The following is a 21,051-nucleotide window of genomic DNA, read 5'->3' as shown; positions in this document are numbered from 1 at the left end:
AACTTTATACAAATATCAAAATTTTTATTGGCCAATGAATTCTGGCATGTTGATTACTATATACCTTTCCTTCATGTTGATGTATGGAAATACTTCTTTAGTAAAAGATAACATAATGTTTTTTTTTGTGCTGATAACCAAAATTTCTAATATATCCCCCGAGCCGAAATTATGCACAGACTTCACATAACCATATAATTCATTACTCTCTAGTCTTGCTTCCATATTCACAAGATCATCTTGGTAAAATTCATCCTCATCATTTAACTGTGGTAGCTTATTTCTCTCTATATATAACTTTTTATTTCTTAAAAGTTCTGCTTCATTACGGGAGTTCACACCGCTAATTGTTGCTATTACTAAATTATTACTGACAACAGACACCAAGCTTATTTTATAATTTTCACTTCCGCTTATTAGTTCGCCATATAGGAAAATATTTTCGGGCTTTTCAGTAAAGGTTTTTATCTTAACAGCTCCTTTGATTCCATGGGGAGAAGTAATTATTCCGAGGCATATATTCATATTAATATGATAGTTGAAATCAGCTTTTTGTCTATAGAATTGACAATTTACTGAATTAACATACAATTAATATTGTGATAATTATAGTGGGTAATGTGTGAGTTCTATCAGCAATCAAGAAAAGCAAAGTATTATAAGTGGCTTAGAAGAAATCAACTGTAATTTGCAAGGTGAATCTATAAAACTTGATGATACAAAGGAATCTATAATAGTAGCACGTCGTAAACCTGTTGTTGAAGAGGTATTAGAACATCTACGCAACTCTTGCACTACTAACTGTAATGTTATGATCGATGCAGAAACTGGATTTGGCAAGACTTATGATATTGGATTGTGGAGTCATGTACTAGCCCAAGCAGGGTTTCATCATCTGGTTGCAGTACCAAGTAGTGACCTAGTGAATCAAGCTAAAAAAATGATGAGTAGTGCATTTACTGTAAACATTAGGACACCTAAAACTGCTGAGGAAATTAAAAATGCACTGAAGGCAACTAAACCTACAACAATTATAGTGACACATGACCTGTTATTGCAGCAAGAAAATGATCGTAAATTTAAAGACCAAAATACCAAGTTGTGGATTAGTGTTGATGAAGCAGACAGTATTAACAAGCAGCAGGATTTTGAGAACATGTGCAAGCTTGATGAGGAATATCCTACAACTTACCTCACTGCAACACCAAAGAGAAGGATTTTAAATAGATGCGGAAAAGTTATCAGCCCGACAAGATTGAGTAGACGTTGTATTGCAAACGCCATCGAAACAGCAAGTGTTATTGCAAAAACCAATAGGATAACAAATTTCAATCAAGCACTTGTAGTGAACATTGCTACCTCCATCATATCTTTAGCTATATTGTTTCCTATTATAAATAGTAATGTTGCTGCTGTAATTGGTCTAACTTCAGATTATTGGCTCTATTTTGCTTTGATTGGAAACCTATATTATACAATTTCTATGTTTATATTTGGTATGGTAATGTGGCCAGTTTGGTGGACGCTAACTAAAGTAACTGGGGTAGAGTCAAGAGAATTGCTTTCTAGATTTCTTGCTAACGTGAGTAGCTTATTTACTAGAGAAAAATCGAGCCCAGCTCATGAGTATGTTGAAGAAAGCGAAGAAGTTTTTAATTACAATAAGCTTGTTGATACCGATGATTTATTAACTTCTATGAGATGGAATGTGCAAAGCCCAATTGGAGAAAGTGCTCTGCTTTTAGCTGATGATGTGAATAGTATGGTTAATCTTAACTTTGCGTTGCAGGGTAAGGATAATCTAGTATATGAAGGTGGTACGCGTTATGAAGTGTATAATAAATTTAAGCCTGAAGGGATGTCGTATCAAGACTACAGGCTCCAATTACGTCAATTAAACTTTATAAACTGCGTTAAAAAGCAACATCCTAGTTTGACAGAAAAGCAGATATCTGAATTAAAAGAAAAGGTGGATTTCAGTAGTACTGCTGAATATCTAAAATATAGAGTAACGCATTCAATGATCGATCTTACTCTCTCATATTTAATGAAGTGTGATAATATTACCTTAGATAAAAAAAGGAGAGAAGATTTAGGTGGGTTAATAGAAGATGTTAAAAGTAATGTTAGTACTACTATCAATAGTATAAACTACCTATTTAGGCTCATAAATGTTAGCACTACTGACGATAACAATATTATAAGCTATCTAAAGGAAAAAGGCTTTAGTGAGCAATTTGCTAGAAACAAGCTCTTACCGCAAATCAAGTTAGTAATTAAAGCATTGCGTCAAGGTGATAATGAGCAATGCAGGTTAATAGTTGATAATTGGCGCTTAAGCAAAGAGCTCCATGACCTTATGGAAAGAGAGGAAGGTATACTACATAGTCTCATTGATTTCTGCAAACAAAATAAATGTATCTTTGCAGGAATTGGGAAAAATGATCTTGGTATTGGAGAAAACAGACCCTTTTCAGCGATAATACATAATCAGATAGGTGGATATCGAACTCTTTATTGTGATTATGAAAAAAGAGATTTTGATTCATTGGCTAAATATGCGTTGACAACGGTTATAGATGGATCGAAAGGTCGTGGATTTGATAGTGAATATAATCATGTTGCATCAATATTTGCAGATTCGGTTAGTCAGTTCAATAATCCATCTGAAGCCCTACAGAATCTTGGAAGAAATAGAGAGCGTAATGAGAGCAGACAATCATGGTTTTTCGTTGCTGCAGGTGAAAAAGTTGAGCTATTTGTGAATAAGATCTTAGCAAATTTTAAAAACGAACCACAGAAATTTTGTCAGAAAGTTTTGTTTCCAGCTACTAATAAATACAATAAGTTGCTAAAAAATAGAATGGGAGAAGAACTTGGAAGAAAAATAGAAATCTATATTAGTAAAAATATTGATGCATTAGGAAATATTGATGATTTAGCTCTGAAGAAGTTTTCTAGTGATTTGATAAAAGAAACGTATGAAAAAATTCATGATATAAATGATTTTGATGTCAAAAAGACAGAACAAGATTTACATAGGATTTTAAAAAGTACAGAGGCATACCTTCGTTCATATGAGAACAGAATTAAAAACAACGGTACATTATCTTGCACACGCTCAGCTTTATTTTTTGTGGGGAGTGCTATAACAAAGGTAATGTATTATCTTTGGGCAGGGTTTGACTATTTAGTCTTTTTGGCTAAAGCGTACAATATAGATAAATCTGGAGATACCAGTGCAAGAGCGTATGTACACATAATCAGAAACTGTCACTGTGAAAGTAGTGTGAAGGCGCAAAATGTATTGGCTCATGCATTAGAAATTGCCAAAGAACATGACAGCAGTTTCAAAAGAAATAGTTTGTACGAAGGCAATGAGGATAGATGTAAAGAAAAAATCATCTCATATTTTCAATCTAAGCAATATATACGTGCATTAGATAGAACAATTGCTCAAATTGAAAATAAACACTTGGTAACAATTTTAAAAGCTATAGGCTACATAGGCAATACTGATAAAATGGCACAAGAAATTAAAGATTTTTTATGTGATTTAAAGAATTTAAACTGCGTGGAATTTAGAGAAAAGTATTATCAAGGCAACTTATATCAAGAAAGCAAATTATACAAAATCAATAATCAAGTCAGTACGATAATTGATGAAATTGTAAGGTGTCATAAGTGGCATCATGGAATAGAGGACTGGGAACTCAAATTAAAAACCAATCATAATATTTTTGAAGTCAGAGTTAACAATGATTTTTCTAAGTTACGTGAGAAAAACTTTAACAAACGCTCTAAAGAAAGGACATATCTAGGTAGAGCTATGTTACTTATTGGGTTTATAATTTCAATGGAGCTTATAGGTAGAATATCATCAGGTCAGACCATGCCATTGCCTTTACTTTGCGGTTTTATAGTATTTGGACCACTGACATTCTTGTGTGGTGCATTGTTATATGAAATAACGACCTATTTAGTGAGAGGAGCATTTTTTACTTTTGGAGTGCCAGTTGTGTTAGGGGAGCTATTTAAATTCATTGTTAAAAACAGTTTAATGCAGAAGTTATTAGATGTGGCATTATCGTTTGGTAACGGCGCTTTCTTAGGTGTTGAGAAGAGTGCCGTGCAATCTTTTATATTTGAAGATGCAACAAAATTTGATTCATTAAGTGATATAAATGAGCTTACACTGATAAGAGAACAGGAAAAGGCAAAGTGTACAAATGAAGTAGCTGATAAAGTTGTAGCTACTGCTTTATCTGCAATTTTGATACAGCCAACAACTAGTGAGCAGGAAGGTTTAGTTTTTAACTAGAACTTTTCAGATAAATACTGAGTGAGGATTTCAATGCCTTCGTCAATCTCTTCTTCAGTGATAATGAGTGGAGGCAAGATTCTTACAACGTTATCTGATGTTACTCCAACAGTAAGTAAACCGCGGTGACTTAGCTCTTCTGCAAATTTTTGATTATTCATTTTTACTTTTATTCCTAGCATCAACCCTTTTCCTCTCACTTCTTCTATCATTGGAAACTTGCTTGCTAAGTCCTCTAGTTTATTTTTTAAAGACTTACCTCTAATTTCAACATTTTCTAAGAAGCCAGGGCTGAGCAATTCATCCAATACAGCATTACCTACTGAAGTTGCAAGTGGATTACCACCAAAAGTAGAACCATGCATACCGACCGCCATGTACTTAGCAACCTTTTCAGTTGCAAGACAAGCCCCCAGAGGGAAACCTCCTCCTATTCCTTTTGCAAGAGCAAGTATGTCAGGCTTAATTCCTATGTGTTCATATGCAAATAACTTTCCCGTCCTACCAGCACCGCACTGAACGCAATCAAAAAATAGCAGTATGTCGTTTTCGTTACATAGTTCTCTTAGCTCTTTCATGAAGACTTCACTCATTACTTTAATACCACCTTGTCCCTGTATTGGTTCTATTAATATAACACCCATGCCATTAGAAATTGCTTTCTTTACACTCTCAATATTGGGCTCTATGTTATCACACCAGTCAATATAAGGATTCAGTAATTCAGAAAATTTCTGTCTATCGTTTGTTGCACAAGTTAAAAATGTCCTTCCATGAAATGCACCATGAAATGTTAGAATTCTATAGCGATTTTTATTACCTTTTCCATTTTGATAGGCCCTAGCGATTTTAAGTCCACATTCCACTGCTTCTGATCCAGAATTTGCAAAAAATACAGTATTAGCAAAGCTATTGTTTATTAAATTTTCTGCAAATTTGTTGGCAGTAGATATATTATAGGTATTTGATATATGCCATAGTTTTTCTCCTTGTAATTTTAGGACATCAGTTAATCGTGGGTTGGCATGACCTAAACTGCTAACAGCTATTCCAGAGTGAAAATCTATATAGCGCTTATTATCGATATCATACAAGTAAATACCTTTGCCATAAGAAAAATTTATGTTAATAGGAGAATAAACTGGGAAGATAGGAGAAATTGTCATAAAAGTATGATATGCTAATTTTTTATTAATACCATAAAAGACGTTATTTCACAATGAGAAGAATATGTATAAATTAAGTAAATCAATGTTTATTACACTAAAAACAAATAGATATACAAAAATTATCTCACTATTCTTATTAATTTTTGTGGTTTTATTGGGCACAATATACCGCAATTATTCATTAAAGAATAATTTTCTTTCTTTTTACCGCAATTCAAATGCAAACTTAAAAGATCTATTGGAAAATAGTATAATAAAAAAATATCATTATTTACTAATAGAAAAACATCATATTAAATATAACAGTTTTGATTACATAAACCAGTTGGTAAAATTGCGTGCTGAATTGTTACAATCAGTAAGCAAAGCAAGAAATTTTAGCTTAATACTGTATGATCAAAATGCCAGAGTAATTTTCAGTAATTTTAATACTCAAGGTCATGACTATGAGCAGTTGCTTACAAATGATGAAATTGATAAATTGCTAAGCAATCAAGAAATATTTTACGCTACAGGAAATACATTAACTTCTACTTTCCCTATATTTCATGAAGATGACATTAAGCCTTCATTTTTTTTGAAGATCATTCAAAGCTATAATGACTCTTATATTATGGTATATAGTCTATTTTCAATATTAATGGGCTTATTACTAGTTATCTTAATACTAATAATGCTTTATTTGCACCTTTCCAACACCCAAATGCTAGCCAAGCAGCATAAAACTAATATTGAATTACAAAGGGTTAAAGAGGCATTAGAGCAAGAAAATGCAAATAAGATAAAATTTTTTGCAAGTGTTACACATGAGTTGCGTACACCTCTTAATGCTATTATTGGATTTGCAAAGTTGATCAAAAATGAAACTTTAGGTTCGGTAGATCACTCTGAATACAAGGAATACGTAGACGATATATATAATGCTGGTACACATTTACTTGCTTTGATTAATGATGTGCTCGATTTTTCTAAAGCTGAATCAAGTAGTTTAACAGTAGAGAAAGTGAAGTTTAATCTGAATAAGATAATAGATTCGTGCTTAAAAATGTTATCACCTAAACTAAAAGAAACAGGTATTAGTTTAAAGAAAGAGATATCTGATAAACAATTATTAGTTATCGCCGATCCCAAAAGAATGAAGCAAGTTATAATAAATTTGTTATCAAATGCAATCAAATTCACTCCTCAAGGTGGTTTAATAAGAATGATTATTAAAGAGAATATAGAAAAAAATTTATTAACTATTGAGTTTCATGATAATGGAATAGGGATAATGCAGCAGGACATATATAAAGTTATGTCCGTTTTTGGCCAAGCAGATTCGGGATATAGAAACGAAGGCACAGGTATCGGATTACCTCTAAGCAAGAAATTAGTAGAGTTAATGGGTGGGACTTTCAACATTCAAAGTGAAGCAAAACTTGGTACTACGATAATATTGAGCTTCTTTTATGAAGAGCAAACATGTGAAAAGTTGATTGATTTTTAGTAAAATATATTTGATATTGCACTTTTATATCTAGTACATTCCTAAGTCATACTGACGTGATACCTCTTGGCTAATAATAAGCAGCGGAATGTAAGTAAATTAAACTTTTTTAGCTATACTTCCTGAAAACACTTTATAATTCTTGAGCATAAAGAAAATTCCTTTAATAATGAAGCATGCTAATCAGGAACTTAATAAAACAAGCAACTCAAGTAGGAAATAGTGAAAACGTAATACAATATGTCAAATATCTCTATCAATTTGAGAAGTTTAGAAATATATTAAACCTCACTTTGTCACTAATAAAGCAAAATAGACTCTCGTTTGAAATATATCAAGAAGGATTAGTGGATATGGAAGAGGGAGTGTGTAAGACAATTCGTTCTTCTGGTTTAAATAAGTATGTTATTGTGCTAAGAAGGTCAAATCCTTACATCATAGTACATGAACTTTCACATATGGTTGAAAATGAACTGAACTTAAGCTTAGAGCAAGAATTTCTCTATAAAGTTTATCAGGATATTGAGCAGAACTTAAAGCAGTCAAATATTCTGGTACAAAAAATTATTGGTCAAATTATATTTGAAGAGATACAAGCTTATCAAACTCCAAAATCACGTGCGTCTGAGTTATTCGCACGCTATTTTGAGCTGTTTGCTTGGGCTCAGGAAGTTTATCCTAAAGATAAAGAATATCTAATTCGCACTCAAGATTTAAACAGAGTATTTCTTGCTACTAACCAATGGAAAAAGAGCTACCTAGATCTACAAATAATGGAGAGAATAGATAAAGAAGTAAAGGAATATAGCGATAAAACTGCTTTTAAAGATATAAACAAAGTACAAAGCAGTTGGACTAATAAATTTTCTCCTGGAAGCAAAAAAATTGGTTCTATATTTGAAGATGATAATTAGCTCAGCAGAATATAGTTAACTTCTTCAACATTTCAAGTTATAGTTCTCGCAATTTAAAGAGTTCAAATATATATGAAAACCATTTTAGCGATTGAAACAAGTTGCGATGAAACTGCAGCAGCAGTTGTAAATAGTGATAAGCAAGTGCTTGCTCAGGAAATTCTTTCTCAGGCAGAGCATAAAAAGTGCGGTGGAGTGATTCCTGAAATAGCATCACGCGCTCATATGAAGCATTTAAGTGGTTTAATAAAAAGTGCTATGGAAAAATCTAACCTTAATTTTCGTGATTTGGATGCAATTGCAGCAACATCAGGACCAGGACTCATAGGTGGATTAATAGTTGGTACAATGATGGCTAAAGCAATTGCGCATACGGCACAAAAACCGTTTATTGCAGTTAATCACTTAGAGGCACACGCATTAGTTATTAGGCTACTATATGAGGTTGAATTTCCGTTTTTAGTCCTGCTGATATCAGGTGGTCACTGCCAATTTTTAATTGTACAGGATGTAGGTAAATACATCAAACTTGGAGAAACGCTTGATGACTCATTAGGAGAAGCATTTGACAAAGTCGCTAAGACACTGGGTCTAAGCTATCCAGGAGGTCCGTTGATTGAAAAATTAGCTAAAAAAGGTGATGGTATGAGATTTAAGCTGCCAAGGGCGATGACAAAACGCTCTGGATGTGACTTTTCGTTTTCTGGAATTAAAACAGCAGTAAAAAACTTAATACGAGAACTTGTAATGAATGAACAGGATGTGTGTGATATGTGTACCTCATTTCAAGAGTGTGTCAGCGACATACTACTTGATAGAGTCAAAAATGCAATTATTATTGCTTCATCCTTAAATATTAAAATTAATGATTTTGTAGTTACTGGTGGAGTTGCAGCAAATCATTTCCTGAAAGAGAGATTAAAAAAGCACATAGACTTGAACGTGCTTTCTCCTCCAAGCAATTTATGCACAGACAATGCAGTGATGGTTGGATGGACAGGAATTGAAAGGTTACAGAGAAACTATGTAGACTCTCTTGACTTTGCACCAAGGCCAAAGTGGGAATTAGAAAAATATTACTAGCACAAAAAATTATCTACTATATAATGCGGCCGCTGGTAAATTTTTGTAGGCTTAAAAATTACAGTGGTATCTACTAAAGCCTTATTCACTACCGGCATTATTATTTATGAGGCACAGTATGTTCAAAAATAAATTTGACACAGTTACTAATGTTTTCAAAGCTAAATTTAGTACAAGCGCAAAGACACTCAGTTCAGGTTTATTTGCTGTGGGAACCATTGGTATAGCCAGAGCAATTAGTAAGACTGACCTTTCTTCATTACAAGGCAATTCAGAAGATGAAGTCAATAAGCAAGATCTAATAAGCATATATGATTATATTAATAAAATAACTCAAGAAGAAAACTATAATATATATACTAATAATCTTGATCATATAAAAAGCAAGATTTTAGCAAAAAATATAAGTGATTCATTAGCTGAAAAATTTCGTCAAGATGGATGGAATATAACAAGTAATGATGGTTCTTCGCTATTAACAGTGGCTATTGAAAGAATTGAGGAAGAACAAAAGAAAAATAGGAATTATGATATTCATGTTGAAATAGCTGTATCTCTAATTCTTGGTATGGGCAAAGAATTGATTATAAAATTGGAGAATTTTGCAGATAGTAATGATAAAACACTTCTACATTATTTAGCTGAGTCGGGTAAAGAAGATATTTTACGTCTTGTGATAGAAAGTTTTGATTTTAATGTTAAAGAAGCAGTAAGGAGTAAAGATAGAGTTGGTAAAACACCGCTACATTATGCGGCTAAATTTGGCAATAAAGAATGCTTTGAAACTCTCATAGAAAATGAAGCACATTTTACTAGTACTATCAATTATAAGAGTGAATTACACTATGCTGCTAGAAGCGGAAATTTTAGCCTCCTAAAGTATTTGGGGGAAGTACTTACAGCAAAAGGAATTTTTGAGAGGGAGAAAATTAAAACAGATAGATACGGAAATAACGCATTACACTTTGCTGCACAATCTGGGAATCATGAGTGCATAAAATTCTTCATTAATAATCAAGTACAATTTTTAAAAAATCAATATAGTGAGAATCCTCTTCATAAGATTGCAGGTAACTCAGAAACTCAAGAAAATGCTATAAATTTTCTTATAAAGCATCTAAGACTATTAGGTAGACTAAAAAGTGAAACTAATCGAGAAGATGTAGATGGTAACACCCCATTGCATATAGCTGCAAAACATGGAAATGAACAGCTAATAGAATTGTTTACTCAATCAGGTGCAAAAATTGTTCAGAATAAACAAGGTAATACCCCCTTACATATTGCTATTATACATGGTAATGCATATTGTATAGAGCTATTTCATGAAAATATAGAAAATAGCATGCTTGAATCCAAAGGTGAGTATGGAAGAGATCTTGTACATTTAGCTGCAATGTACGGGCAGTATGATTGTCTAAACTTTTTACTCAAGAAATTTCCTGATTACGATTTAAGCACAAAAACACGCAAAGGAAATATGGCCCTACACTTAGCTCTATCGAGTAATACAGAAACAGAACTAAGAAAAAAATGTGTGAGTCTATTAATAAACAGAGGCATGCAAGTAAATAAGAGTAATAACAAAGGAAACACCCCTTTACATTTTGCTGCCCAACTTGATTTATCGTCTTTAAGCATGATAGAAAAAAAGTTGGAAGAGAAGAAATTTGACGTTTATCAAGAGGTTTTGCGTGAGAATAGCAACGGTGACACCGTCTTTCATATGGCAGCACGTGTTGGTAATAAATCATGCCTTGAGCACCTTTTTAAAAAAGAGAGTGTGGGAGAAATATTAAGTAAGGAAAATGAGGATGGACAAACTTTACTAGACTTATCTATTCTCAGTGGAAGAGTAGAATGCGTTAAGTATTTGGTAGAAAAAATCCTAATTAGTATTTTTTCAGAAGAAAATACACAAAAAAAGTTGTTATTTGCAGCTATTTTGAGCGGCAATAAGGAATGTCTTGAATTTGTGGCAAAAGAACTTGTAGGTAAAAAGGTGGCTGCTAGCATCAAAGTGTTATATGATGAAAACGACAATACACCGTTACACATGGCTGCTCTTGCCGACGGCATAGGATGCTCTCAGTATGTTATTGAAAGTATTGCTAAGTCAACTATTAGGAATACAGTATCACTTTTTCACACAAACAGTCAAGGGCTTATACCTCTACATTTAGCTGCCATGAGCCTTAGTGCTGAGGTAATAGAATATTTTATGACAGATCATCATGATCCCTATACTGAGGAAATGTTTAATGTTGTATCTAAATCTGGAAGAACACCATTACACTATCTTGTAATAAATGATAATGATTTTGCAAGAATTGTAGATGAAGATTTTAAGCAAGATCAATTCTTGAAAAATTTAGTTTTAGAAAAGCGTAAACAAAATGAACACCTAAGGGAAAAAGCTACTAAAGCCTTATTATATCCAAGAATCAGCAACAGAAAGAAAATTGTAAATAAGAAACTAAATTTTGACATAAAAGATAATGAAGGAAAAACATCTTTAGACTATGCTCTTGAACATAGTGATGCAAATATCTTAAGGTTATTTTTAGATGCTTTTTATGAAATAAAGGAAGACAGAAAAAGGAAATATGATAAATTTGAAATAGATTATCAAGAAAAAAGGGAAATAGTTTTACGTATTACTAATGTGCTTACACCAATAGTAGGCATCATTATTTCATCTTGCATACTATCTGATCAATCAGGATCTACAGTGGAGAAAATTGTTACCTGTATCTCCATTTTCTGTTCTTTAATATCACTTATATCTTTCTTGTCTAATTTATTAGTTGGCCTTCGAAAAAAACCACTTAAAAGTGAAATAGAAAACTATACTGAGAAAATAAAAACAATTGAAGAGATAACAGGCAAATCAATCAAGGCAAAAGTAGAAGTTCATAATTTGGAAGAATACAACACAATATTGGAACAATCAACAAAGCATGCAGAAGACATTTCACGATTGGAAAGCATGCTTAACAAACTTACGCATGAAGCTAGATTAGAGAGTAAAAACAAACTCAATACTCCTTTTCAGGAAATGAGTAGAAGTGGTAGTACAGCACCATTTTCAGATAAGTCTTTAACAAGCAGAAGAAGTTCATTTTTTTGAATGATTTAACAAAAAAACTTGGTCTGTATGAAAGGCGCAACAGTAGAGCACAAGATATAATGGACAAATGTGATAGTGCATCATGTTTTATAACTATAAATGAGCATTCAGAAAGTAAACCAAAAGCTCCGAAAAACAAATTCAAGAATGTTGCAACCAAGCTAAAAAGAGTCAATATCTTTAGTAAGAAAAAAAGAAGATCTTATTGCTTCATCAAGCTTATCAGAAGGTGCTAATCAAGAGAATATCACAAGAATGAATAAAGAAAATTATAGATTGATAAAACAATTTGGTGATATCAATGGGTGTTTTATATTTCCGACTTTTTTTAATTCAAGCTGTTCAACCTTAAGAGAAGAGTGTGGTAACAACCATAGCGCAGCGCATCATGTGAGTGATAGTAGTGAAAATAAGCTACCTTCTGTGAGTAAGAAGGTAGCTAATAAAATTCCGTCTGCAACATTTTCTAACCCTGAAACAGGGATTTTTGTTAAAGAAACAGACTTTTTAGGATTGGAATATAGACCAAGGGTATATTCAAGTCCACCTTGTATGAGCAAAAGATAATTTACAGGTAGAGTATTGGGATATGGAATACTTCCTGATCATATAGAAAGAGGAAAAGAGATGCAGATTGTAGTCACTGACTCTGATAGCATCAACTTTCAGAGGAGTAATAGTAAGCATTCTAGTAAACTGTCATTGAGTAGTAGATAAGAAAAACGTAGAACAATTGGCAAGGCTATCGTATAAGGTTATAGTAGAGAAGAAATTAGATAGCCTTGCTAAATTTCCATGAAAAAGTTTATATTCGCATATCATTAATATTTTATTACATTAATGATATGGTAAGGCAATAACTGTTAATACTTTTGAAATAAAAACTATATATGGTACATATAATTAAATAAAAAGGAAGATTGTGGAAATCACTCCGTCAATAAAAAAGGAATTAAAGCAAAGTATACTATATACTTGTCTAGAGAAGTGCAAGAGTGCGTTTTGGTTCATTTTCTGGTTTAGCTCAGGGATTAATACGTTAATGTTATTCTTGCCACTTTATACTTCTCAGGTACTTGATCGAGTGATATCGAGCGAGAGTGTATCAACACTAGTTATGCTGACAATTATTACTTTATCTGCGTTTGCGTGCTCTGCAATGCTTGAAACTTGTCGATATTTAGCCATGGCAAAAATTGGCGACTGGATTGATAAAACTGCAACACCAGATCTAATAGTAAGGTCAATCAGGCTAACGTCAGTGCAGAGCTCAACTTCCAGCGGTGAAGCAATACGAGATCTTGGAGTAATAAAAAATTTCATTACAGGAAATGGTATATTTTCACTGTTCGATACTCCATGGTCGCTAATTTACCTTGTTGTGATCTTTATGATACATACCTCTACAGGGTTTATAGCTATTGCCGGGATCATTATATTAGTTTCAATGGCAGTATGGAATGAACTTGCCACTAAGCGTATATTGCGAGAAACCAATGAAGAAACTATACGCAATATTAATGCTATAGATGTTGCAACAAGAAACGCAGAGGTGGTTGAAGCTATGGGCATGTCAGAATTTATAGTTTCTGATTGGTGTAAACGGAATGATCAAAATCGTGCAATGCAAGTTACAGCGCAGAATCGTTCTAATGTAATTACTGGTATTACTAAATTTTTACGTTCAACTCTCCAAATTTCAGTAATTGGAACAGGTGCATTACTCGCAATCACAGCTCACAAAACTGCCGGTAGCATTATTGCTGCCTCGATTTTGATGGGTAGAGTATTGGCTCCATTTGATGCAGCAGCTCATACTTGGAAGTTTTTAAATCAAGCCAGAATGTCATATGAGAGGCTACAAAGACTTATACTAACATCCCCAAAAAGAGAGCAAACTATGGCTCTACCAGAGCCTGAAGGGAAGTTGGAATTTGATAGGGTATTTTTTACTCCTTATGGAAGCAATAAGCCAACAGTAAAAGGAATCTCATTTGTAATAGAACCAGGGGATGTTGTTGGTGTTATTGGTGCAAGTGCTTCTGGTAAGTCGACCATTGCAAAACTAACCGTTGGTGTTTGGAAACCCATATCAGGTGTAGTCAGACTAGATGGCGCTGATGTATATACTTGGAATCGAGAGAACTTTGGTAATTATGTTGGTTACTTACCTCAAGATATTGAGTTATTTAACACGAGCGTTAAAGCTAATATTGCCCGCATGAGACCAGATCCAAATCCTGAAGAAATAATCAAAGCAGCAAAAATTGCAGGAATACATGAATTAATACTGAGCTTACCAAATGGGTATGATACAACAATAGGAGGACCTGGAGGAGTAATACTCTCTGGTGGCCAAAAACAGCTTCTTGGACTTGCAAGGGCTTTTTATGGTAATACTAAGCTTTTAGTGCTTGATGAACCGAATGCTAACTTAGACAGTAATGGAGAGGCGCGCTTGATTAATGCAATCAATGTTGCAAGAGAGCAAAATACTACCACTGTTATCATCACTCATAAGCTACCGTTACTATCCGTAGTTGATAAAGTGATTATCATGTCAGATGGTGTTATTTATGCTATGGGACCAAAAGATGAGATTTTGAGCAGATTAGTTGCTCCATCACCAGATACCACAGAAGATAAACGTTCTTCAGTAAGTGGTTAAGAAAGAGAGAAGTTGTCACACTTCTCTTTCTCTTATAGAGTACTATATGCACAATTTATAAAATCCTAAGCAATTGTTATTCGAAAAATCCAATAATGATTAGCCGCGGAACCTATTTGCTAATTCTCTCGCATTAACCTTAGACATTTCTGATGTAGGCTCTTGTGTATATGAGACATCAGATTTAACGCCTTTTTTGTCATGACCTTTAGTAATAGAACATACTACAGTATCAGCCTTTACATGCTTAACACTTGGATCTGATTGAAACCCATGCTTTCTTTCCATTTGTGCTTCAAGCTTACTGCTATCATGTGTAACCCTACACCTTTCTAGATTACGGTCACGTCTGTCAGGAGCTACATATCCATCTATATCACTACATAAGAACGGGCGCACTTTGAACCTGTCTGAACTAACGCCATTTTCAACACTTGCAGAATTATGAGCTTTTCTATTATTGCGCATTCTATCTACAGCTTCCTTTATTTTTTCTTTTGACGGTTTTGGCAACAGTGCTGGCTTATATGCACATGCTGGTAGTTCTGGAAATGAGTCCTCCTGAAACAGCAAATGACTTTGGTTTCTCTTACTATCTGATTCTTCAATATTCTTTATTGGTGTCTTGAAAGAGTTTTCGTTTTTCTTTTTTAGATCTAACTCATTTAATCCGCTTCCAACATTATTTTTTCTTGTTGTAGTGTGAATAACACCTGGAAGTTTCACTTCATACTTAAATTTTTTACCAATGGTATCTATTGACTCATTAGATGAGGAATCTATTTGAAACCTATCGTTTGAAAATTTTGATTTTGCAGCATCAAAAAATATACTACGTTTTTCTATCTTTTTATCAGTCATATTTTACCTCTAAACCTATCAATTAATAAAAGTATAAATTAAGAGGTATTAATTTTATTATAATAATAAAGGCTCAAGAAGCATCACCGTAGGGTTTTCTATATAGTACTTAAAGGCATTTAAAAATTTTGCTCCGAGTGCTCCATCAACTGCTCTGTGGTCAACAGAGAGAGTAACTGTCATTATCTCTGCTATCTCTATTTTTTCACCTATGACAACCGGCTGTTTTTTAGATTCACCAACAGCCATAATGCAAGATTGCGGTGGATTGATTATAGCGCTGAAAGTTTTTATACCAAACATGCCTAAGTTGGAGATAGTAAATCCTCCTCCTTGAAATTCTTCGGGCTTTAGTTTTCCAGATCTTGCCCTACTTACTAAATCTTTCACTTCTTTTGATATAGATAAAACACTTTTTTCATCAGCATTTTTTACTATAGGAGTAATCAGTCCATCCTCAAGCGCTACAGCAATTGAGATATCTATATTTGAGTATCTTACTATTTTAGTATCTATCCACGATGAGTTTATATCAGGAAATTTTTTCATGCTGAAAGCCACAGCTTTTATAATTAAGTCATTAATTGTTACTTTATTGTTTTCATTTGCTGAATTAACCTCATTTTTGAGCGATATTAGCTTATCAACGTGGCAGTCTACAGTTAAATAAAAGTGTGGAATATTTTGCTTAGATTCAACTAGGCGCTGCGCTATCACTTGGCGCATATTACTTACTTCAACTGTTGTATTTTCCTCAAATCTCTCATAGCTTTTAGTTTGATCTAAAAATTCTAATACATCAGCTTTGATGATACGACCATATGGACCCGTACCTTTTAATCGCTTTATATCAACACCTTCATTTTGAGCTATTTTTTTAGCTAAGGGGCTTACTTTTATTCTATTTTCTGTTGCTCTATCCTCTTTTTTAGATCCCAGTGTCACGCACTGGGATGACATTGAAGAGCTAGATGAAATCGAAGGGTTGGATGATACTGAAAAATCGGCTTCAACCTCCTTCTCAACCTTGGTATTGATGGCAGAAGCTAAATCAAGTGCGCTTTTATCTTCCCCTTCCTCTAACATTAGAGCTATCAGTTGATTTACAGGCACGCCACCTGTTCCTTCCGACACTAAAATTTTTGCCAAAACTCCTTCATCGACAGATTCAAACTCCATTATGGCTTTATCAGTCTCAATTTCAGCGATTACATCACCTATTTCAACTTTATCTTGTTCTTTTTTACACCACTTTACAATTTTTCCTCCAGTTTTACTCATTGTTGGGGAAAGAGCAGGCATCAATATTTCTATAGGCATTTATTCTGCATTAAAAGATCTATTTAATTTTTAATTTACTCTTTACCCTATGTCAATCTAATCGTAAATTATGATACTTATATCATCCTAGTACATGATGCTGGAATCTTGGTTGACTACTGTTATCCTACTATTTCTATTGCTTAGTCCTAGACAGAGTACAAATAGTAAGATCATCATGAAAATAGACGAATCTGTTATAATGGAAATAGAAAAATGTAGTGCTTACTATCCTCTCACAAGCATATAGCTTGGGTACAGAAAAAATTTATATGAGGAGCTGGTTAAATTGATAAAAGATCAGAATTAACAGTAGTTTCCGAATCTTCTGTAGCAGGCTCTTCATGTGAAGCAGAGGACAGACTAACTTCTTTATCCTCTGTTCTCTGTATAGAACTACCACAAAAACTCCTTAACATCTCTTCAGCAGATGAATTTAAAATTTGTATAATAGACTTTTCACTTTGTTCTTTCAGCGATTGATCCATTTTAGAAATCAACTCGGAAAATTCACTATCTTCTTTTCTAGCTTCACTTTCTATCTTATTTTTTATGCTTTCTATATTACCTTGGTTAATTTCTTCTTTCGTTATGTTAAATGAATTAGCAATACCTTGATACTTAATCTCACAATCGCCACAGCCAACTATGCAAAGAGCAATAGAATCGGATATTTCACCTGCAGCCGAATTATGGATAGTGTAAGCTAAGCAATTGTCATGATATTTAATGCCAAGCTGTTGCTCTATCAACTCAGAAATTTCATTTTTTAAAGACATAAAGTACCTCCTTCTTACATTACTGTACCTTCTGATTAAAGTACAACAGCTGCTCCTAAATAGCAATCCATATATGGTTTACTTTAATAAATTATTAAAGTAAGAAGCTTTTACATCCTAAAACATAACTTAGATAGGCCAATGTAAAAAAATTTTTAAACGAGAATTATTGTATATATATATTACTTATTTGGTAGAATTATTTTGGCAAAATAGCATATAAAAGTTGAGGCTAATTATGAATATTAAAGAACGAAAGGATTTACAACAGGAGTTATTAGGAATTGTTTTCAATATACTCATAGAAAGTGAAGATAGCGCCATAGAAGCTATGGAAACAAGAGCAGTAGAGATAATTAAAAAAATAAAAGAACACATTAATGATGATATAGAACATGGTACAGGATTTGATAGTCAAAAAATGCCAATTTTAGACTGGATCGTTGCTTGTGATTCTCAGGATCATGTTAGACTAAACAACAAGTCGCTATTAAAATTTGAAAAGACAATTAAGGATGTTGGAGGAAGATCAAAGCGAAATTCAAGAGGTTATGTTGGCGGTGAAAGAGAGACATTTCTGAATTTCCACTTCTTTGAAACGTGAATGAAAGAAGGGCAAGGAACTATGAGAGATTAGATCATGTTCTAAATCACCCTCAGAGAGTTCGCCTTAGCAACAGGGGTGAAAATATAGTAAGGCAAAGAATGCAAGAGATACTAAATAACATCAGAGATCTTGATAGAGCAGCTGACAGAGAACTATTACTGAATCTCTCTGGAAACAGGAGTGAAAATACAAGAAGACCAGGAGAACAAATGCAGCCAAGTGAAGTATCACTAAATCTCTCCGAAAATAGGGATGAATATACAATAATGAGAGAACGAAGAAGAGCGGGAAGGCGAATGCAGCCAAATTTTGTTAGACGTGAAAGAGAAGTACCACTTAGTTCAAAAATGGGACAATTAATTGGTGTAGTTTCATCCATAATTGTAAGTGCTTTCATTGGTATAATGGTTGGTATGGTCATTGCTGGTTTATGTATTGAGCTTTGTATGATCACCACTGCAGAACCGATTCTTCTCATCATGGGTGCTACTGCTGTTATAGGAGCTATTGTAGCAGGAACTGCTCCTTTATTAAAGCTAATAGAGATGTTTAAAGGTCAAGAATCTAATCTTTCTCCTAGTAGCGGTCTGGAAAGCTCTAATACTGAACATACTTATTTAAATAGGCAAAGAGTTATTTAGAAAAAAATTGAAGAAATGTTCAAGGAAGTTCATTGGTAAAATACAGAGGTTTAATTATAGCTTTGTAGTTTAGGTTCTTGGTTAAAGATTTTTATTTTAGCAGTTAAATCAAAGTCAGATCTAATTAGAGAGAGGATCTCCTTATCTCTTTTTTGCCTTCGTTTTCATTTCTGACAATTTTTTTTCCACTTAATATATCACTGATTTCATCGCCTGTTAAAGTTTCAAACTCCAGTAGATTTTCAGCAATTAGCTCCAAATCTTTCCTACACTTAGTCAAGATATGCTTTGCTTCTTCATAACATGAAGACACAACTTTCTTCACTTCTTCATCTATAAGTTTTAACGTATCTTCAGAAATTATCTCAGAACCATGCATAATTTGTTCGCAATTATGATAGATCGGACCTATTTTGTCGCTCATTCCCCATTTTGTCACCATAGCACGTGATAAATCTGATGCTAGTTTTATATCCGAAGATGCGCCGCTTGTGACTTTATCATAGCCAAAAATTAGCTCTTCTGCCACACGCCCACCCATTGCAACAGTTATATCTGCTAGCATCTTTTCTCTTGTGAGGGACACTCTATCTGTTTCTGGTAGTCTCATAACTAAACCGAGTGCTCTACCACGTGGAATAATTGTTGCTTTGTGTATAGGATCAGAAGCAGGCATATTCACTGCAACTACTGCATGACCAGCTTCATGGTAAGCAGTAAGCTTTTTTTCTTCTTCTGTAATGACTAAGGACCTTCTTTCCATGCCCATCATCACTTTATCACGTGCATACTCAAAATCATCCATGGTAACAATTTTCTTATTTCTTCTTGCAGCAATAAGCGCAGATTCATTCACTAAATTTGCTAGATCAGCCCCTGAAAAACCTGGCGTTCCCCTAGCAACTGTTTTTACGTTTACATCTGGTGCTATCGATATTTTCTTTATATGCGTATTTAATATTCTTTCACGCCCATTTATATCAGGTAAAGAAATAGTAATCTGTCGGTCAAAACGACCAGGTCTAAGTAGTGCTGGATCTAGGACGTCTGGACGGTTAGTTGCAGCAACTATTATCACACCTTCATTAGACTCGAAACCATCCATCTCAACCAGTAACTGGTTTAATGTTTGTTCCCTTTCGTCGTTACCGCCACCAAGACCAATACCGCGATGCCTACCTACTGCATCTATTTCGTCTATGAAAATTATACAAGGAGCATTTTTCTTGCCTTGATCAAACATATCCCGGACACGGCTTGCACCAACACCGACAAACATTTCAACGAAATCAGATCCAGAAATACTAAAAAACGGTACATTAGCTTCACCTGCAATTGCACGAGCAAGTAGAGTTTTACCAGTTCCAGGGGAACCAATTAAAAGACACCCTTTTGGTATCTTCCCACCTAACACTTGAAATTTTTGCCTTTGTTTAAGAAAATCAACAATTTCAACCAACTCTTCCTTTGCTTCATCAATCCCAGCAACATCATCAAATGTCACTTTTTTTCCGGTAGTCATAAGCTTAGCTTTTGATTTGCCAAAGCTTATAGTTCTATTACCTCCTGCTTGCGTTTGTTTAAAAAGGAAAAGTAATAAACCGATAAAGATAAGCGTCGGAACCCATTGAATAAGTAATCCACCAATTATACCTATTGCAGAGTCTCCAATTGAAAAGGAGAACTTCACTTTCCTATCATGCAAACTTTTTATTAAGTCACTATATATAACACCACTTGAGTTAAAGGCTGACCCATCCCTAAACTTCCCTTGGATGCTTTGGTTTCTTATTGTAATATTTTCTATATCATTATCTTCTAGTCTAGTTAAAAATTCTGAAAAAGGTATGGTTGTTTTACTCTTACCTATACTTCCGCTAAATTGAATATAAGCAACTGAAATAAGAACAATAATCACTAACCAGATCAATAAGCCTTCTAAAAATTTTTTCATTTATATTTCTAATTAAATACCAATCAAGCTTACCAAATTTTGTTTTATCGTGCTATTAATAATGCATCGAATCTTATCATCACCGTATTTTTCCGTTATAATTTACATCAGGATA

14 protein-coding genes and 1 pseudogene are annotated in these 21,051 nt (G+C 33.7%); 9 read left to right on the top strand and 6 right to left on the bottom strand.

The features are described 5' to 3' along the window. Positions 1–24: 24 nt before the first annotated feature. Positions 25–525 carry a ribosome maturation factor RimM gene (gene rimM, locus ABWU64_RS00320; protein ID WP_353279598.1) on the bottom strand — a complete coding sequence of 167 codons (501 nt, stop codon included), beginning with the start codon at positions 523–525 and terminating at the stop codon, positions 25–27. A gap of 97 nt (positions 526–622) precedes the next feature. Between rimM and ABWU64_RS00315 the strand changes: the two genes are divergently transcribed. Further along, a complete protein-coding gene (locus tag ABWU64_RS00315) occupies positions 623–4,321 on the top strand; it encodes a DEAD/DEAH box helicase (RefSeq protein WP_341815570.1) in 3,699 nt (1,232 codons plus the stop codon). Here ABWU64_RS00315 and ABWU64_RS00310 read toward each other — a convergent pair. After that, positions 4,318–5,487 carry an aspartate aminotransferase family protein gene (locus ABWU64_RS00310; RefSeq protein ID WP_353279596.1) on the bottom strand — a complete coding sequence of 390 codons (1,170 nt, stop codon included), beginning with the start codon at positions 5,485–5,487 and terminating at the stop codon, positions 4,318–4,320. The two genes, ABWU64_RS00315 and ABWU64_RS00310, sit on opposite strands and share 4 nt — an antisense overlap. A gap of 64 nt (positions 5,488–5,551) precedes the next feature. On the opposite strand from ABWU64_RS00310, the gene ABWU64_RS00305 reads away from it, so the two are divergent. The 7 genes from ABWU64_RS00305 to ABWU64_RS00275 all read left to right on the top strand — a co-directional run bounded on the left by ABWU64_RS00305 (position 5,552) and on the right by ABWU64_RS00275 (position 14,774). Beyond that, on the top strand, positions 5,552–6,979 hold the full coding sequence (locus ABWU64_RS00305; RefSeq protein WP_341815572.1) for a sensor histidine kinase: 1,428 nt from the start codon (positions 5,552–5,554) through the stop codon (positions 6,977–6,979). Positions 6,980–7,155: 176 nt separating this feature from the next. Further along, positions 7,156–7,893: a hypothetical protein gene (locus ABWU64_RS00300; protein ID WP_015588029.1), complete on the top strand. Its 738-nt coding sequence runs from the start codon at positions 7,156–7,158 to the stop codon at positions 7,891–7,893. A 72-nt stretch (positions 7,894–7,965) separates the two neighbouring features. Next, positions 7,966–8,976, top strand: a complete 1,011-nt coding sequence (tsaD, locus tag ABWU64_RS00295; RefSeq protein WP_353279594.1) for a tRNA (adenosine(37)-N6)-threonylcarbamoyltransferase complex transferase subunit TsaD — start codon at positions 7,966–7,968, stop codon at positions 8,974–8,976. 118 nt (positions 8,977–9,094) lie between these two features. Further along, positions 9,095–12,106 (top strand): ankyrin repeat domain-containing protein, encoded by a 3,012-nt coding sequence (locus ABWU64_RS00290; RefSeq protein ID WP_353279592.1) that lies wholly within the window; start codon positions 9,095–9,097, stop codon positions 12,104–12,106. Further along, positions 12,103–12,342 (top strand): hypothetical protein, encoded by a 240-nt coding sequence (locus ABWU64_RS00285; RefSeq protein ID WP_353279590.1) that lies wholly within the window; start codon positions 12,103–12,105, stop codon positions 12,340–12,342. Before ABWU64_RS00290 ends, ABWU64_RS00285 begins: the two co-directional genes overlap by 4 nt. A 19-nt stretch (positions 12,343–12,361) precedes the next feature. Beyond that, positions 12,362–12,673, top strand: coding sequence for a hypothetical protein (locus ABWU64_RS00280; RefSeq protein ID WP_353279588.1), 312 nt, complete (start codon positions 12,362–12,364; stop codon positions 12,671–12,673). A gap of 355 nt (positions 12,674–13,028) precedes the next feature. Continuing rightward, positions 13,029–14,774 carry a type I secretion system permease/ATPase gene (locus tag ABWU64_RS00275; protein WP_353279587.1) on the top strand — a complete coding sequence of 582 codons (1,746 nt, stop codon included), beginning with the start codon at positions 13,029–13,031 and terminating at the stop codon, positions 14,772–14,774. A 99-nt stretch (positions 14,775–14,873) separates the two neighbouring features. Here ABWU64_RS00275 and ABWU64_RS00270 read toward each other — a convergent pair whose 3' ends face one another. The 3 genes from ABWU64_RS00270 to ABWU64_RS00260 all read right to left on the bottom strand — a co-directional run bounded on the left by ABWU64_RS00270 (position 14,874) and on the right by ABWU64_RS00260 (position 17,734). Further along, entirely contained in the window at positions 14,874–15,635 is a 762-nt protein-coding gene (locus ABWU64_RS00270) for a hypothetical protein (protein WP_353279586.1), read from the bottom strand. Between the two features lie 57 nt (positions 15,636–15,692). Continuing rightward, positions 15,693–16,955, bottom strand: a complete 1,263-nt coding sequence (locus tag ABWU64_RS00265; protein ID WP_353279585.1) for a pyruvate dehydrogenase complex dihydrolipoamide acetyltransferase — start codon at positions 16,953–16,955, stop codon at positions 15,693–15,695. A 284-nt stretch (positions 16,956–17,239) separates the two neighbouring features. After that, positions 17,240–17,734, bottom strand: a complete 495-nt coding sequence (locus ABWU64_RS00260; protein WP_353279584.1) for a hypothetical protein — start codon at positions 17,732–17,734, stop codon at positions 17,240–17,242. Positions 17,735–17,972: 238 nt separating this feature from the next. Here ABWU64_RS00260 and ABWU64_RS06440 point away from each other — a divergent pair. Next, positions 17,973–18,982 (top strand): annotated as a pseudogene (locus tag ABWU64_RS06440) (hypothetical protein). A 124-nt stretch (positions 18,983–19,106) separates the two neighbouring features. Here the strand turns inward: ABWU64_RS06440 and ftsH are convergent. Beyond that, positions 19,107–20,936, bottom strand: a complete 1,830-nt coding sequence (gene ftsH, locus ABWU64_RS00245) for an ATP-dependent zinc metalloprotease FtsH (RefSeq protein WP_353279581.1) — start codon at positions 20,934–20,936, stop codon at positions 19,107–19,109. Positions 20,937–21,051: the final 115 nt, after the last annotated feature.

This window comes from Wolbachia endosymbiont (group B) of Xanthorhoe designata, assembly GCF_964028585.1.
Taxonomy (GTDB): Bacteria; Pseudomonadota; Alphaproteobacteria; order Rickettsiales; family Anaplasmataceae; genus Wolbachia.
Note: the sequence above shows the minus strand (reverse complement) of the source record. Positions and strands in the feature narration are given on the sequence as shown.

Excerpts from the sequence above, each read along its gene's own strand:
- ABWU64_RS00305 (WP_341815572.1), top strand. The coding sequence starts at position 5,552 with ATGTATAAATTAAGTAAATCAATGTTTATTACACTAAAAACAAATAGA.
- ABWU64_RS00260 (WP_353279584.1), bottom strand. The coding sequence starts at position 17,734 with ATGTCTTTAAAAAATGAAATTTCTGAGTTGATAGAGCAACAGCTTGGC.
- ftsH (WP_353279581.1), bottom strand. The coding sequence starts at position 20,936 with ATGAAAAAATTTTTAGAAGGCTTATTGATCTGGTTAGTGATTATTGTT.
- ABWU64_RS00300 (WP_015588029.1), top strand. The coding sequence starts at position 7,156 with ATGCTAATCAGGAACTTAATAAAACAAGCAACTCAAGTAGGAAATAGT.
- tsaD (WP_353279594.1), top strand. The coding sequence starts at position 7,966 with ATGAAAACCATTTTAGCGATTGAAACAAGTTGCGATGAAACTGCAGCA.
- ABWU64_RS00280 (WP_353279588.1), top strand. The coding sequence starts at position 12,362 with ATGAATAAAGAAAATTATAGATTGATAAAACAATTTGGTGATATCAAT.
- ABWU64_RS00265 (WP_353279585.1), bottom strand. The coding sequence starts at position 16,955 with ATGCCTATAGAAATATTGATGCCTGCTCTTTCCCCAACAATGAGTAAA.
- rimM (WP_353279598.1), bottom strand. The coding sequence starts at position 525 with ATGAATATATGCCTCGGAATAATTACTTCTCCCCATGGAATCAAAGGA.
- ABWU64_RS00270 (WP_353279586.1), bottom strand. The coding sequence starts at position 15,635 with ATGACTGATAAAAAGATAGAAAAACGTAGTATATTTTTTGATGCTGCA.
- ABWU64_RS00290 (WP_353279592.1), top strand. The coding sequence starts at position 9,095 with ATGTTCAAAAATAAATTTGACACAGTTACTAATGTTTTCAAAGCTAAA.
- ABWU64_RS00310 (WP_353279596.1), bottom strand. The coding sequence starts at position 5,487 with ATGACAATTTCTCCTATCTTCCCAGTTTATTCTCCTATTAACATAAAT.